Raw genomic sequence first — 14,244 nt, 5'->3', positions numbered from 1 at the left:
ATCCTAAAAATATCCGGGAAAACGTAGGATATCCATCTCAGGTGGAAGTGTTGCTCCATTCTCAATATGCTGCAGGAGTTCATCGGCGGCGAAAGGAGCTATAAGAACCCCGCGGGAACCCATGCCATTCATCACATAAAGTCCTGGTTTTTCAGGGTGTTTCCCCACAAGCGGACGCCGGTCCGGAACCGTAGGACGGATACCCGCAGTTTGCCCCTCAATAGTATACCCGCAGGTTAGAAAGCGTTCGAGTTTCTCCTGCAGTTCTTTTCGCGCTGCTGCGGTGGGGGTCGCCTCAAAATCGTTCCAGCTGTAGGTGGCCCCTACCCGATAGCGATGATTGCCCAGAGGGATGAGAAAGACGGAACTCTTGATAATGTGTTGCTCCTGTAATTCCGGAGCGTGAATGGTCAGATATTCCCCCTTGGTTCCCTGGAGCGGAAGGTAATTGAAATATGGATTGGCCTTGAGCCCAAAACCCTCGCAAAAAATAATGTTCCTGACCTTTAGCTCGCGATAGGACCAGGAAGCCCCTCCCGAATTGTCCTCAGGTTGCAGGGCATCATGCTCAAAGCGTTCCCGCAACAAGTGACCCTGGCCCAGCAACCATTCCGCAAAGGCATTGAGCAGCAGGGAGGTATCTACCCATCCCGTTCCCAGCACCTTGCCGAAACCCATGGGAGCCTTTATGGATCCGTTCTGGACGGTCTCGAGTTGAGGATCAAGGAAAGCCTGTAATTTAGTGGAAGCGGCCCCTTCAAACCAGGCATTCTGTTCGGCAGGATTGTGGAGCAGGCGTAAGATCGGCACCCGGTGTACGGCGTGGATACCCAATCGTTTTTCCAATTCCTGGTAAAATCCGGGGGAGGTAGCCATCTGACGGTGCGCCTCCCAAATCGGGTTCAGCCTTTTGAGTACAACGGGGTTATAAAGTCCGGCCGCCACCTGCGACGCCCCACTGCCACCCTGATCCACGACTTTGAAGCTGCGGCCACGCTGGCGGAGCTTTTCTGCCAGGGCCATTCCGGAAAGGCCACAACCGACAATGAGGTAATCGAGCATGGCACAAAAATAACAAACCCGGCGCTGGGCCGGGTTTGTCTATTCGCTTGAATTGGAGGGCAGTTTATTTAGTACGCCCACATATCTTGTTCGCGATCGCGGATTTGCTCCTTGATTCGCTGAGCTTCCAGTAACTGGAAGAGTGCGTTATCTGCGATATAATCGCGGATTTTACGGTCTCCGTGTACGTTGTCTTCTTTATAGATCACTGCATTAAAACGACGGGCGTTCAACAGCATATCAAAAGAAATCGGCTGTGCTGAGTTGCGTTGGTTGAAAACCTTGGCATCGTGCAGGATCTGACGGGCAGAAGGAATCCATACCCAGAACAGTTCAACTAATGCATCCTCAGGGGCCATGCTTTCGTCATCGATAAAGTTTACGTCGGGAGCAACCGGGGCAATTCCCAGCATGCGGTACTTGAGTTCGCCTTGACGCTTGTCAAAATACCAGATTCCCTTAATGCGATACTCTTCGATGTCGGCGGCTGTCAGGTCTCGCTTGTTGATAAACTCAGCAGAGATCTGCTCACCGGCATTCAATTGCTCGTAACCGAGGTCCGTGGTATCGATCTTACTCAGGGTAGCCCTGAGGTCCTCGAATTTCCGCTTCTCGGTGAAATAGGAATCCACATAAACATCCGTGAGTTTCCCATTCTTAATGTTTTTAATGAATACATCGTAGAGCGAACGTCTGTCTGCTCCGATATCGATGGTATCCGTTGGATAGTAGAGGGGGAAGTTTACCCGCTCGTCCAGATCGATGGTTTCCCAAACGGTCTTAGACCAGAGGATATCCCGGTCATCTACGTATCCGTAATCCAGGGGAGCGTCATTGTCAAGGCCCTTCTGCTCTTCAGTCCGTTGACCGATCTGGTCTGGCGTTTTGGCATTCAGGATGTTGGCCTGTGCCCATCCTGAGACAGGTAACACGGCTAGCGCTCCGATGATTAAACTATGCTTCCAATTCATTGTCATGCGATATTTCGAATTCTATAAAAACCGGGCAGCGTACTTTAAGCGTAAACCGCCCGGTAATCTTCACTTTCTAGTTGGTAAGCTCCACAAATACGGGAGATACCTTCTTCAATTTATAGCTTCGGTTGTTGGTGATGTACGCCTGGATGTCGAAGATCTGAATAGCATCTCCGCGACGGGCGCGTTTCAGGGCAGACTTAGCTCGCGCATCCAGCTTATTGCCATTTACGCTAACTGTAGGCTGTCCGGCAACCTTAAATTTAAATCCGCTTACACCGAGGTTCAGGTCAAAGTCGAAATCTTCCAGCAATACGCCGATAGTAGCCACTTCGAGGTTTCCTCTTGGGATTTTAACCGAACCAGTTTCTCCGCGAACGGAACCGGTTGGGCGTGGAATATCCTTGATACGGAATTCGCTACGGGTACTGATGCTCTGACCATCAGGCAGTGTACCACTAGCCGTAATCGTAACCGTACGTCCGGTACCCGGGTTCATGACATAGTTGCTACCACTGCGTCGGGAAAGTCCGGCGGCAGAAGCATTAACCTTATTGTCAGGAATACCTGGGATGGAAATCGTCATTGGGTTAGCAACCCCGCGATAAACCACATTCATCTTATCAGCAGAGATCACTGCCGCATTAGGCTTAGAGATTGTAGAGAAAGAGTTCTTCACAGGAACTTCAGTCTCTTCCCCATCCTGCATATAGATCAGGGTACCAGCGATCGTATGATCTCCAGGGTTCCCGGCTCCGATCAGCATCTCTACACCACCTTCTTTCAGGCGGTAATCTGAACCTTCAGACAATTTGCGACCGTCCAGGGTAAGCTCAGCGCGAACCGGCTTAGCCGACTTGTCGGTTTTACCCAGTACGATATCTCCCTGGAACTTTTCACCAGCGTAGAAGGCCGACTTTTCGGACTCTAACAATGTAGAAAAGTTCTCCAGGCTAACCTGGCTGGTCAGCTCTCCTTGCAGCATGGATTTCAAAGCTGCTTCTTCAGTAGCCTTGATATCGGATTGCAGGGAGGTGAGCTTGGTCAAAGAAGCAATCAGTGGGAAACCTTCGTAGTGGTAATTGATCCAATCTTGCTTGGTTCCATCACGCTTTTCTACTTTCCCGTTCTCGTCTCCGGTTTGGAAACGCGTCTCAACCGCATCCTTTACATCTGGGAATCCATCACCCAGGATCGCTACTACCTCAGTTCTGTAGTTGTTGATCCTTTCCATGAACTCCTTACCTGTTGGTCCGAGGTTGTCTCCCTGGAAGAACTTCTGATCGAGATAATCAGATTTGTCCATTACCTGGTAATCGGTAGGGTCTTCGATACCTTCGACCATCTCAGCCTTCAAGGCTTCGAGCCAATCGAAGTATTCCTGAGAGAGCTGCTTAATTTGCTTCGCGTCTTTGTAGAGCTCAGCATACTTGGCAGCATCCTCCTGGGATTTAGTTTCGAGGCTAGCGAGGAACGCTTGGTTATTCTCGCTTGCTTTTACGTTAGAAGCCTCCAGCTTTGCATTCATTAATCCGAATGCGGCCAGAACCTCTTTACTCATATTTAATGCCAACATCGCAATGAAGATCAAGTACATAAGGTTGATCATCTTCTGACGTGGCGTTGCTTTTCCTGATGCCATTTTATCTAATTAGTTGTTACTTGTTACTTTGATTTGGGATTAAGCCTTCAACAACTTAATTAGCTTTTAGCCATGGCAGACAGCATTCCACCGTATACTCCGTTCAGAGAAGACAGGTTGCTGGCCAAAGATTCCATTTGATCTTTCAAGGCTCCGGCATTCTGTACTACTTCCTCGTTGATGCTGGCCTGACGGCTGGCGCTCTCGAGCTGAACTTTGTACAGGCTGTTCAGAGACTCCATCTGAGAAGCTGCATGAGTCAGTTCTTCTGAGTATTTCTTAGTAGATTGGATCGCATCGGCAGTAGGAGCAATTCCTTTAGCAGCACCTTCGAAGTTGCGGATGCTTTCTCCCAGAGAGCTCATAAGGTTAGCGTCGATATTAGCTTCCTTGAGCATTTCATCCAGTTTCTTGGAAAGCAGACCTTCGGCTTCTTTAGCTTCCTGAGCTGCATTTTTACCTCCTTTGGATTGTCCTCCGGAAAGTTCCGGGTAAACCAAAGACCAATCGTATTCATCGTCTACGGGCTCGAATGCACTGATCGCGAAGATCAAGGCTTCGGTAATAAGACCTACTGCGAGAAGCAATCCACCGGTAAGTGGTCCGAATTCCCAGTGCAGGATCTTGAACAGGGCCCCGATGATTACCACCGAAGCACCCAGGCCGTAGGCCATGTTAAAGAGCTTTTTAGTTGATTTTGACTGTGCCATAATTTGAAGTTTAATAAAAAAAGTTAAGAATAAGTGTTGGGTTAAAGTTTAAACGGTTTAGGTCCTCGTGATGGTTTTATTATTGGGTGGAATCTTCCTCTCCCATGTAATCCTGAACCGTACGGAAGCCGATATAGCTTCGCGCGGAATCCCGGTACTCATAATCTCTTGTACTCACCTGCAGGAAGTAAGCCACATCCTTCCAGGATCCACCTCGAATAACCTTACGCGTATTGTTCTGCGTATCGGCATTCGGGTTCATGGTAGAGGCGTACTCATAAGATCCGGGGAAGTAGCTGGAGTTGGTCCACTCCGAAACATTCCCGGCCATGTTATACAGGTTAAAATCGTTCGGCTCGTAAGACTTGGCCTCTACAGTATAGAGGGCAGCATCAGCAGCATAGTCTCCGCGTTGCGGCTTAAAGTTAGCCATAAAACAGCCGGTGTCGCTGATTACGTACGGGCCTCCCCAGGGATAGGTTCCCCCTTCGATCCCACCGCGGGCAGCGTATTCCCATTCGGCTTCGGTAGGCAGACGGAATTGGTTCACAAACTGCTTTCCACGAGCGCGTTGGTCGTCGTTCTTAAATTTGGTCCTCCAGTTACAGAAGGCCTTGGCCTGGCTCCAGCTTACCCCAACTACAGGATAGTCGCTGTAGGCATCGTGCCAGAAATAATCGTTGTGCATGGGCTCGTTGTAGGAATAGGCAAAATCCTTGATCCAAACGGTGGTATCGGGATAAACCTGTACAACCTCGGTACGGATAAAGTCTTTGCGACGTCCTTCCTGAGATCGGGCAGCAGCCTCGATATCCATCCAGTTGTATTTGTACTCGAGCTTGGTCACGTCAATAGTACGCTGACCATTATAAGATTCTTCTTCAGGGATATACATGGAATCCATGATCTCGGCGTAGTACTCATCCGGATAATCAGAAGTTTCCCAGATCAGATCCTCGTCCGTATTCAGGGCACGACTTTCATAATCCCCGATGCCGGCGTAATTATCCAGCATATATTTATCGTATACAGAAAGGTTAGCGGTATCGGCATCCCGGAAAGCAAAAGCTCCGATCCCGTCATCTTCAGGTCCGAGTCCCAGCTCATCCGCGAGGATGGCAAGCTTGGTACGAACGATAGAGTCGCGTACCCACTCGACATACTGCCGGTATTCGCTATTGGTAATTTCTGTGTCGTCCATATAGAAGGAACGAACGGTTACGGTTTTGGTTGGTGCGTTGAGAACATTCCCCATATCCTCTTCACTTTTACCCATAATAAAAGAACCCCTCGGGATCAATTCCATTCCGTAGGGTTTTTCAGGGTACCATTTTTTGCCTTGCACACCAACGAGTTCCCCCTTGGATTTTGATCCGCAGCTGCTCAGCAAAAAAACAAACGCTATAGATGTCAACAATAGCTTTTTCATACTTAGGTTAATTTCAGTTTAAGACTGTGACGTACTCAATTATTCCTAAAAACTCGATTTGGAATGATTTATTGTACTGGATGGGGTATTCTAGACGAATAAATCCCTTGATTAATTAAAGCCCTTCTTGTAGGCTTTAAACCAGCGCTCCGGAATATTCTGGTCGCAGGCGTCCAGATAGTCTTGCTCGGTGCATGGTAATAACGCAGGGGTATCGGATTTAGTATGTGCACTAAGGAGGTTTGGCACTTCTACCCACCAGCGTTCTGTAAGCGCGCTTTTGTAAAAGTGAAGTTGCTCACTGTCGCAGGGTACAATATACTTAGTAAAGTTCGGATCGTTGTCCGAGGGGAATTCCCGCGTACTGAAGTTGTGGCCTTCCAGAAAATACCAGATCATCTGGGCAATCAATTGCAGGGACTGGGGATTGTTTTCCACTTCAAAAATCCCGAAGGCAGCAATCTGTTCGCCCATGCCGGCATAACGGGTAATGGCGCAAATCTCCCGACCGGTAAAACCATTGGGTGAAAATTCATCGGACTGGCCCATTTCCGCAGCGCGGATCGCACGGGCATCCAGGCTCACCAAGTGCGCGTTGCGCATAACGGGTTCCACCAGGCCAATATCCGCTGTGAGTTCCCCAAGCCGATAGGCATCGAAAAACAAGCGGTCCATCAGGTCTATTTCCTCCTGGGCATTGAAGTAGCTCTGATAGCCCAGGTTGGAAAAATTAAAAAGGTTGTTGGGCTTGTCGGTAATGATTTTACTCATGTAGGAATTCGAAGAGATCAACTCCTCTTCCGCCCCAAAATCAAAACGACTGTCTACGGAAACCAGATTTACCAGATCCGTTATCCCATCGAAAGCCCGATACATGGGATAGGTAATATCCTGGGTAGCCCCTATTATTATAGGTATAATATTTTCCTCGAGCAGGCCGGCCAAAATCTCACGGACTACGAAGTAGGTATCCTTTACGGTTTCCCCCTCGTCGACATCGCCCAGATCAATTATGGTATCGTTCCAGTTGCCCTGCATGAGTTTGTAGAGTTGCAATCGCAGGCCATCCATATCCAGGCGGCTGGTTTTCCGGATAAAGGCATTCCGGGATTCATAGACCCCTAACAGCGCAAATCGGGCACCGGCCAGTACGGGTAGTCCGTCCTGTTCGGTATGTTTATAGATGTTGCGTCCCAGGGCCTGTGCAGGGAGTAGCTCTGTATGGGCCAGAACGCTTTGGGAAACCGGGAGTAAAAAATCAAAGGCCATGATCGCCTATTTGGATTTCTTGCTTTTCGTTTTTGATGCTAATAGTTCTTTGGCCTGTTCCAGGGTCAGGGTCTCGGGATCTACGGTCTTTGCCAGGGGAACCCGGGAGCGACCTTTGACCAATTGGAGCTTACCCCACCGGCCTTTTTCCAGTACAATCCCTTCTTCGGGCCATTCCCGTACGCGTTTCTCCGCCTCCTTCTTTTTCTTGTCCTCGATCAATTCGGCAATATCCTCCTTGCTCAGGGCATCAAAGTCGTACTTCTTGGGTACATTAATAAAGATACCGTCCCATTTGATGTAGGGACCAAAACGCCCCTTACCTTTAGTAACCGGCTTCTCTTCGTAAGTAGCGATCGGCGCATCGGCTTTCTCCTTAGCCTGGATCAGCTCTGCCGCCCGCTTAAAGTCAACGTCAAAAACGCTTTCCCCTTCGTCCAGGGAAACGAATTTTTTCCCGTAGCGCACATAGGGTCCATAGCGACCGACATTGGCTTCGACCTCCATGCCTTCATAGGTGCCTAATTTGCGCGGAAGCTTAAAGAGGTCCATCGCCTCCTCGAAGGTGATTGTATCTATCGATTGTTCGGGAAGTAAACTGGCAAACTGAGGTTTCTCCTCTTCTTCCGCCGTTCCAATCTGAACCATCGGTCCAAAACGTCCCAGGCGTGCAGCGACCTGCCGTCCTGATTTGGGATCAGTTCCCAATACGCGTTCTCCGCTGGCGCGTTCCGCATTCTCCTCAACATCGATAACGTTCGGGTGGAAATCCTTGTAGAATTCCTGCAGCACCTGCTGCCAATCTTCCTCTCCAGTGGCTATTTCGTCAAAATCCTTCTCGACTTTGGCCGTAAAGTTATAATCGAGGATGGTCGCGAAATGGCTTACCAGGAAATCATTCACAATTTTCCCGATATCTGTAGGCACTAATTTCCCCTTGTCGGAACCTACTTTTTCGGTCAGGGTCTTTTTAGCAATTCCATCTCCTTCAAGGGTCAGTTGCAGGTATTCGCGATCGCTTCCATCTACACTTCCTTTCTCAACGTATCCCCGATTCTGGATCGTAGAAATTGTCGGGGCGTAGGTGGAAGGTCGGCCGATACCCAATTCCTCCAATTTTTTTACCAGAGAAGCTTCCGTATAGCGATACGGTGCCCGGGTAAATCGCTGGGTAGCCGTGATCGATTCGGCAGTCAGCGCCTCCCCAACCTGCATGGCCGGGAGCATTCCATCCTGCTCTTCAATATCCTCTTCGTCCTTCCCTTCGAGATAAACTTTCAGGAACCCGTCGAACACGATGACTTCCCCATTGGCGCTGAAGCGGGAACCCTGTTTGTTATTGCTGATCTTGACGTTGGTCCGCTCCAGTTTGGCGTCGCTCATCTGCGAGGCCAGCGTACGGGTACGGATTAATTCGTACAGACGCGATTGATCCCGGTCCAGATTGGGCTGCTGCAGCTCCATATTGGTAGGACGAATGGCTTCGTGAGCCTCCTGGGCGCCTTTGGATTTTGACTTGTACTGCCTTACCTGATGGTATTCTTCCCCGTACTGTTGAATAATGGCACTCTTGGCAGCAGCAATGGCCTCCCCGCTCAGATTCGTACTATCGGTTCGCATATAGGTTATCAGACCGGCTTCATACAGTCTTTGGGCAACCTGCATGGTTCGCGAAACCGAGAAATATAATTTCCTAGATGCTTCCTGTTGCAAGGTTGAAGTAGTAAACGGCGCAGCCGGGGATTTCTTAGCGGGTTTCTTATCCAGGCTTTCCACCTGAAAATCGGCCCCCTTCACAGCTTCAAGAAAGGCCACTGCCTCGGCCTCACTTTGAAAAGTATCCAGCAACTTGGCTGCGAATCCCGAGCCCTGCCCGGTGGTAAATGCTGCACTGACCTTGAAACTGCTTTCAGGAGCAAATTCTTCGATCTCACGTTCCCGTTCCACAATCAGCCGAACCGCAACGGATTGTACGCGACCCGCCGATAGCCCAGGCTTGATTTTTTTCCAGAGTACCGGAGAGAGTTCATACCCCACCAGGCGGTCCAAAATACGCCGCGCTTGCTGGGCATTGACTAAGTCATAATTGATACTCCTGGGATTCTCGATTGCCTTTTGAATGGCCGACTTGGTAATGGAATTAAAGACAATCCGCTTCACCTTCTGCTGATCGAGTTTCAGGGTTTCTGCCAGGTGCCAGGAGATGGCTTCCCCTTCCCGGTCCTCATCACTGGCCAGCCAGATGGTTTCTGCCTTGTTGGCCAGTCCCTGAAGTTTGCTCACCAGGGCTTTCTTTTCCTTATCCACTACATATTTAGGGGCAAATCCCTTGTCTACATCTACCCCGAGTTCCTTGGAGGGCAAATCGGCAATATGACCGAAACTAGAGGTTACGGTGTACTCTTTCCCGAGAAATTTCTCAATGGTTTTGGCCTTGGCAGGCGACTCTACGATAACCAAATTCTTTGCCATGCAGCGGATTTAGGTTCACAAAAGTAGCCGAATTTTTTTATTTCAAGCTTTCCATCTGGCCCGGAAGATTCTCCGCTACCTAAACGAAAGCAGGGGTCCGAGGATTCTTTCTGCCTGATAATTCGATAATATAGTTGTATTTTTAAGAGCTAACTCAAATACCAATCCAATGCGTACCCTATCCCTATTCCTTCTGGCTGCTTGCCTGTTGTTTCCACTTGGCGAAAGTGAGGCTCAAAGTCGCAAAAACCGTGCAACAACTCTGAAATACGATGCTGATCTATACTCTGGAATGGAGTGGCGACTGGTTGGACCATTCCGGGGAGGAAGGGCCGGTACCGTAAGCGGTGTAATCGGCAACCCTAACCTGTATTACATGGGTACTGCCGGAGGAGGTGTCTGGAAAACAGAAGATGCCGGAGGAACCTGGAGTTGCATTTCCGATGGCTATTACGGAGGATCCATCGGAGCTGTGGCCGTGGCGGATTCAGATCCGAACATCCTCTATGTCGGGGAAGGCGAACAAACCCTCAGGGGGAATGTAAGTTCAGGACACGGCATGTGGCGCAGCGACGATGCGGGCAAAAGCTGGAAATCTATCGGGCTGAAAGATTCCGAGCACATCGCGCGTATCCGGATCCACCCGGAAAACCCGGACCTGGTCTACGTAGCAGCTATTGGAAACCTTTGGAAGCCCAACGAGATGCGCGGGGTCTATCGCAGTAAGGACGGTGGGCAAAATTGGGAACGCATCCTGTACGTGAGCGACAAGGCTGGAGCAGGAGACCTGATCATGGACCCCAACAATCCCCGAGTCCTTTTTGCGGCAACATGGGAAATGAAGCGCAACGGATACCGCATGGATAGTGGAGGGGAAGACAGCCGTATGTTTATGAGTACCGATGGAGGCGATAACTGGATCGACATCAGCGAGCGTCCGGGACTCCCCGGATTTCCGTGGGGGATAACGGGAATTGCGATTTCCCCGGTAAATTCCAAACGTATCTGGGCCATTATAGAAGCCGAAGATGGAGGTGTTTTCCGTTCGGACGACGGAGGGGCAACCTGGAGAAAAATAAATCAGAATCGGGCCTTGCGCCAGCGCGCCTGGTACTACAGCCGCATCTATGCCGATACACAGAACGAGGACAAGGTATATGTCATGAATGTGAGTTACGGAGTGAGCACGGACGGGGGAAAAACCTTTACCCTGAAAAATGCGCCCCACGGCGATCACCACGACCTCTGGATCGACCCGGATAATAACCAGAGAATGGCCATTGCCGACGACGGCGGGGCTCAGGTCTCGAACGACGGCGGGGAGAATTGGAGTACCTATTATAACCAACCTACCGCGCAATTTTATCGCGTCACAACAGACAACCATTTCCCGTATCGGATCTATGGAGCCCAGCAGGATAATTCCACAGTGCGCATCCTGCATCGTACCAGCGGAAACGCGATTACCGAAAGGGATTGGGAACCCACGGCTGGTGGAGAGAGTGCACACCTGGCACCGGATCCCAACAATAGTGAGGTTGTCTATGGTGGCACCTATAAAGGGTATATGATGCGCTACGACCATGAGGTCGGGCAAATGCGTTCGGTAAATGTATGGCCGGACAACCCGGCCGGATCGGGAGCTGAGGTAATGAAATATCGCTTCAACTGGAATTTCCCGGTGGCGTTCAGCATTCATAACCCCAACCGACTTTATGCCGGTTCTAACTACCTGCACGCCTCGGATAACGGCGGGCAAAGCTGGCAGCTCCTTTCCGGAGACCTGACCCGAAACCTGCCGGAAACCATTAAATCTTCCGGAGGACCTATTACGCAAGACAACACCGGAGCAGAATTCTACGCCAACATTTTCGCCATTGCGGAAGCTCCCCAGGAACCCGGAGTTATTTGGGTGGGAAGCGATGACGGCCTGATCCATGTGACACGAGACAATGGCGCCAACTGGGAAAACGTAACTCCACCTGCGGGAATGTCGCCCAAACTGAATATGATCAATTGTATAGACCCAAGTCCTTTCAAAAAGGGAACCGCCTATGTTGCGGCCACTTCCTACAAGTTCGGGGACTATACGCCTTACCTCTACAAAACCACGGATTACGGGAAAACATGGACTACGATTACCAAGGGAATCCCGAACAATTATTACACCCGGGCAATCCGCTCCGACAAGGTTCGCGAGGGGCTCTTGTATGCCGGTACAGAATGGGGTATGTATATCAGTTTTGACGATGGCCAAAGCTGGAATTCCTTCCAGATGAACCTTCCCGTCACGGCGATTCGCGACCTGCATGTCCGCGATAACGACCTGATTGCCGCTACGCATGGCCGCAGTTTCTGGATGATCGACGACCTGACTCCGCTGCACCAATTGTCCGCGGAAGTAGCTAGCAGCGATTCTTATTTGTTTGCCCCGGATAAGGCTTATCGCATGCAACAAGGCGGATGGGGCCGGGCCGACACCAAAAGGGAAGGCCAGAACCATCCCAGCGGCGCCATTATTAACTACTACATAGCCGACCTTAAAGACGGAGATAAAGTAAGCCTCGATATCCTGGAGGGCGATGGAACTGTGATTCGGAGTTATTCCAATACCGCCAAGCCTTCCAGACATAATCCACAAGCACCGCGCAGCCTCAAGGTAAGCAGCGGGGGTAACCGGCTCGTATGGGATATGCGGTATCCCGGTTTCGATAGCTTTGAGGGCATGATCCTCTATTCGAGTCCGAACCGAGGACCTAAAGCGGTTCCAGGCACCTATAAAGTGCGCCTAACTTATAACGGTAAAGTTCAGGAGCAATCCCTGGAGATCATTCCGGACCCACGCCTGCCCAATAGCCAGGACGACTACCAGCAGCAATTCGATTTCCTCATTGCGGTACGGGACCAGGTTAGCAAGGCAAATAACGCCATTACTCGAATCCGTACCATAGCCAAGGATCTGGATTATCTCAAGGGGAAGGCCGCCGGGCACGACGAACTGAAAGGGATGATAAGCGAATTCGGCGAGAAACTATCGGTGGTGGAAAACAACATCCACATGACCAAAAACCAGAGTCGTCAGGATCCCCTGAATTATGGTATCCGGATCAACAATCGCCTGGCCTTCCTCCTGGCCGATTCCCAGCGCGGAGATTACCGTCCAACGGATCAGTCCCGGGAGTTCTTCGAAGTGGTAAAGGCCGAATTGGCGAAGGCGTTGAACGCCCTGAATACCCTGGAAAGCCAATATCTCAGGGATATCAATGACAAGGTGAAGTCCCTTGGGATTCCTATGGTTTCGGCTAGCGAAGACTAAGTCGGCTCAAAAGTTCAATCGAGCCTTCGGTGTAATTGTACTGCCGGACTTCTCCATCCCCTACCAGGACCAACCGGTCTTGCAGGGGTATTACATCATACGCAAAAAGCTCTGGGAAACGGTCGAGCATTTTCAGGTCAAGTACGTCGGAGCGATCGTATACCTTTAACCCGGCTTCCCCATCGCAAACAAAAAGCAGGTCAGCACTCAGGCCTAAGCCATAAGGTCCAACCATCGGATAACTGGTGGCCAGAACCGGGTTGGTAATATTGCTGATATCAACTATAAAGAGTCCGGACTCAGTTGCCCCGCATCCATTTCCTCCTCGTAGTGTAACATAGGCAAAATCCCCATCGACAACAACCGGATCGCAGGCCGTTCCGTGTTGGAATTCTGAGATAAAATTTGGGGCGGCCGGGTCGTTGATATCGAATATGTACATGCCGCGACGTCCTCCCAAAAACAAATGCTCACCACGATTATAAATCGTCTCGATATCGAAACCTGCATAGACATCTGGCAATTCTATTGGAGCTTTCAGGTTGGTAATATCGAAAACATTGATACTATGGCTGTCTACTGCGTAAAGGAAGTCCCCGACGATTTTGAAGCGAGCCAGAGAGCCGCCTTCCCCAGTGTTTGAACCACCATCTGTATTGGCCAAAGCAAAATCTTCAGCAACGCCAACTTGAGGTAAGTCCTCAGGCCTCCGCCTTTCCACAGACCGCGTCCATCCCACTACCACCTCATTCTCATAGTCAAATTCCCCTTCAATGATGTCTGCTCCGACAGGCCAAATAGGCGGATACTGGAGTACCCCTTCCAGACGTGTAACTTGCCAAATGGATGATAGGTCGGAGATATCGAGGACCACGAGGTCAAAGAGGCTGTCGGCAAACAGAAAATCGCCCCTAATCGAAATATCTGCATTGCCGGGAATATTCAAAAAACCAATCCTCACAGGAGCTGAGGGGTCGCGATTATCAATTATATGAACTCCTTTACCGACTTCCCCAACAAAAATATAATCTAAATAAACATAAATTTTGCCCGATTCCTTTATAGGCTGCGGGGCGGTTAACGCCACCTCCGCCCTGAATTCAGACAGGCTCATAGTGAGTGGACGGGCGACAATAACTTCTACCAGATCGTCGGTATCATCGTCGCAAGAATTTAAAAAGGCAACTCCGCCAATTGTAAGGGTGATTAAAAAAAAGAAACGGAGGTAAAAGGACTGGAAATTGGGCCCAAAGGCCCTGGCGAATGCAGGCATGATTAAGAGGTAAAAGGGTTGTTGCTTATTAGATTTCCGTTTTAGCTTTTCGTTGCGCATTTTATTGTTGAATTTTATGAATTAATTTATAGCTGAC

9 protein-coding genes are annotated in these 14,244 nt (G+C 50.0%); 1 reads left to right on the top strand and 8 read right to left on the bottom strand.

The features are described from left to right. Positions 1–3: 3 nt before the first annotated feature. The 7 genes from BM318_RS07615 to topA form a co-directional block, all read right to left on the bottom strand. Positions 4–1,062 carry an NAD(P)/FAD-dependent oxidoreductase gene (locus BM318_RS07615; RefSeq protein WP_092981909.1) on the bottom strand — a complete coding sequence of 353 codons (1,059 nt, stop codon included), beginning with the start codon at positions 1,060–1,062 and terminating at the stop codon, positions 4–6. A 68-nt stretch (positions 1,063–1,130) separates the two neighbouring features. After that, on the bottom strand, positions 1,131–2,033 hold the full coding sequence (gene porN, locus BM318_RS07610; protein ID WP_092981908.1) for a type IX secretion system ring subunit PorN/GldN: 903 nt from the start codon (positions 2,031–2,033) through the stop codon (positions 1,131–1,133). A gap of 76 nt (positions 2,034–2,109) precedes the next feature. Beyond that, positions 2,110–3,678, bottom strand: a complete 1,569-nt coding sequence (porM, locus tag BM318_RS07605; protein ID WP_092981907.1) for a type IX secretion system motor protein PorM/GldM — start codon at positions 3,676–3,678, stop codon at positions 2,110–2,112. Between the two features lie 59 nt (positions 3,679–3,737). Beyond that, positions 3,738–4,388, bottom strand: coding sequence for a type IX secretion system motor protein PorL/GldL (gene porL / locus BM318_RS07600; RefSeq protein ID WP_092981906.1), 651 nt, complete (start codon positions 4,386–4,388; stop codon positions 3,738–3,740). Between the two features lie 79 nt (positions 4,389–4,467). Beyond that, on the bottom strand, positions 4,468–5,817 hold the full coding sequence (gene porK / locus BM318_RS07595; RefSeq protein ID WP_092981905.1) for a T9SS ring complex lipoprotein PorK/GldK: 1,350 nt from the start codon (positions 5,815–5,817) through the stop codon (positions 4,468–4,470). Positions 5,818–5,928: 111 nt separating this feature from the next. After that, a complete protein-coding gene (locus BM318_RS07590; protein WP_092981904.1) occupies positions 5,929–7,086 on the bottom strand; it encodes a formimidoylglutamase in 1,158 nt (385 codons plus the stop codon). Positions 7,087–7,092: 6 nt separating this feature from the next. Continuing rightward, a complete protein-coding gene (topA, locus tag BM318_RS07585; RefSeq protein WP_092981903.1) occupies positions 7,093–9,558 on the bottom strand; it encodes a type I DNA topoisomerase in 2,466 nt (821 codons plus the stop codon). 169 nt (positions 9,559–9,727) lie between these two features. Here topA and BM318_RS07580 point away from each other — a divergent pair, with 169 nt between their 5' ends. Then, positions 9,728–12,874, top strand: a complete 3,147-nt coding sequence (locus BM318_RS07580) for a WD40/YVTN/BNR-like repeat-containing protein (RefSeq protein WP_092981902.1) — start codon at positions 9,728–9,730, stop codon at positions 12,872–12,874. On the opposite strand, the gene BM318_RS07575 is transcribed toward BM318_RS07580, so the two are convergent. Next, on the bottom strand, positions 12,861–14,207 hold the full coding sequence (locus BM318_RS07575; RefSeq protein WP_245759766.1) for an LVIVD repeat-containing protein: 1,347 nt from the start codon (positions 14,205–14,207) through the stop codon (positions 12,861–12,863). The two genes, BM318_RS07580 and BM318_RS07575, sit on opposite strands and share 14 nt — an antisense overlap. Positions 14,208–14,244 lie beyond the last annotated feature (37 nt).

It is taken from the genome of Robiginitalea myxolifaciens (assembly GCF_900115205.1).
Lineage (GTDB): Bacteria > Bacteroidota > Bacteroidia > Flavobacteriales > Flavobacteriaceae > Robiginitalea > Robiginitalea myxolifaciens.
This window is presented reverse-complemented; position numbering and strand designations above follow the sequence as displayed.

What these genes read in the sequence shown, in the direction of transcription:
- BM318_RS07615 (WP_092981909.1), bottom strand. Translation starts at nt 1,062, where the DNA reads ATGCTCGATTACCTCATTGTCGGTTGTGGCCTTTCCGGAATGGCCCTG.
- porN (WP_092981908.1), bottom strand. Translation starts at nt 2,033, where the DNA reads ATGAATTGGAAGCATAGTTTAATCATCGGAGCGCTAGCCGTGTTACCT.
- porM (WP_092981907.1), bottom strand. Translation starts at nt 3,678, where the DNA reads ATGGCATCAGGAAAAGCAACGCCACGTCAGAAGATGATCAACCTTATG.
- porL (WP_092981906.1), bottom strand. Translation starts at nt 4,388, where the DNA reads ATGGCACAGTCAAAATCAACTAAAAAGCTCTTTAACATGGCCTACGGC.
- porK (WP_092981905.1), bottom strand. Translation starts at nt 5,817, where the DNA reads ATGAAAAAGCTATTGTTGACATCTATAGCGTTTGTTTTTTTGCTGAGC.
- BM318_RS07590 (WP_092981904.1), bottom strand. Translation starts at nt 7,086, where the DNA reads ATGGCCTTTGATTTTTTACTCCCGGTTTCCCAAAGCGTTCTGGCCCAT.
- topA (WP_092981903.1), bottom strand. Translation starts at nt 9,558, where the DNA reads ATGGCAAAGAATTTGGTTATCGTAGAGTCGCCTGCCAAGGCCAAAACC.
- BM318_RS07580 (WP_092981902.1), top strand. Translation starts at nt 9,728, where the DNA reads ATGCGTACCCTATCCCTATTCCTTCTGGCTGCTTGCCTGTTGTTTCCA.
- BM318_RS07575 (WP_245759766.1), bottom strand. Translation starts at nt 14,207, where the DNA reads ATGCGCAACGAAAAGCTAAAACGGAAATCTAATAAGCAACAACCCTTT.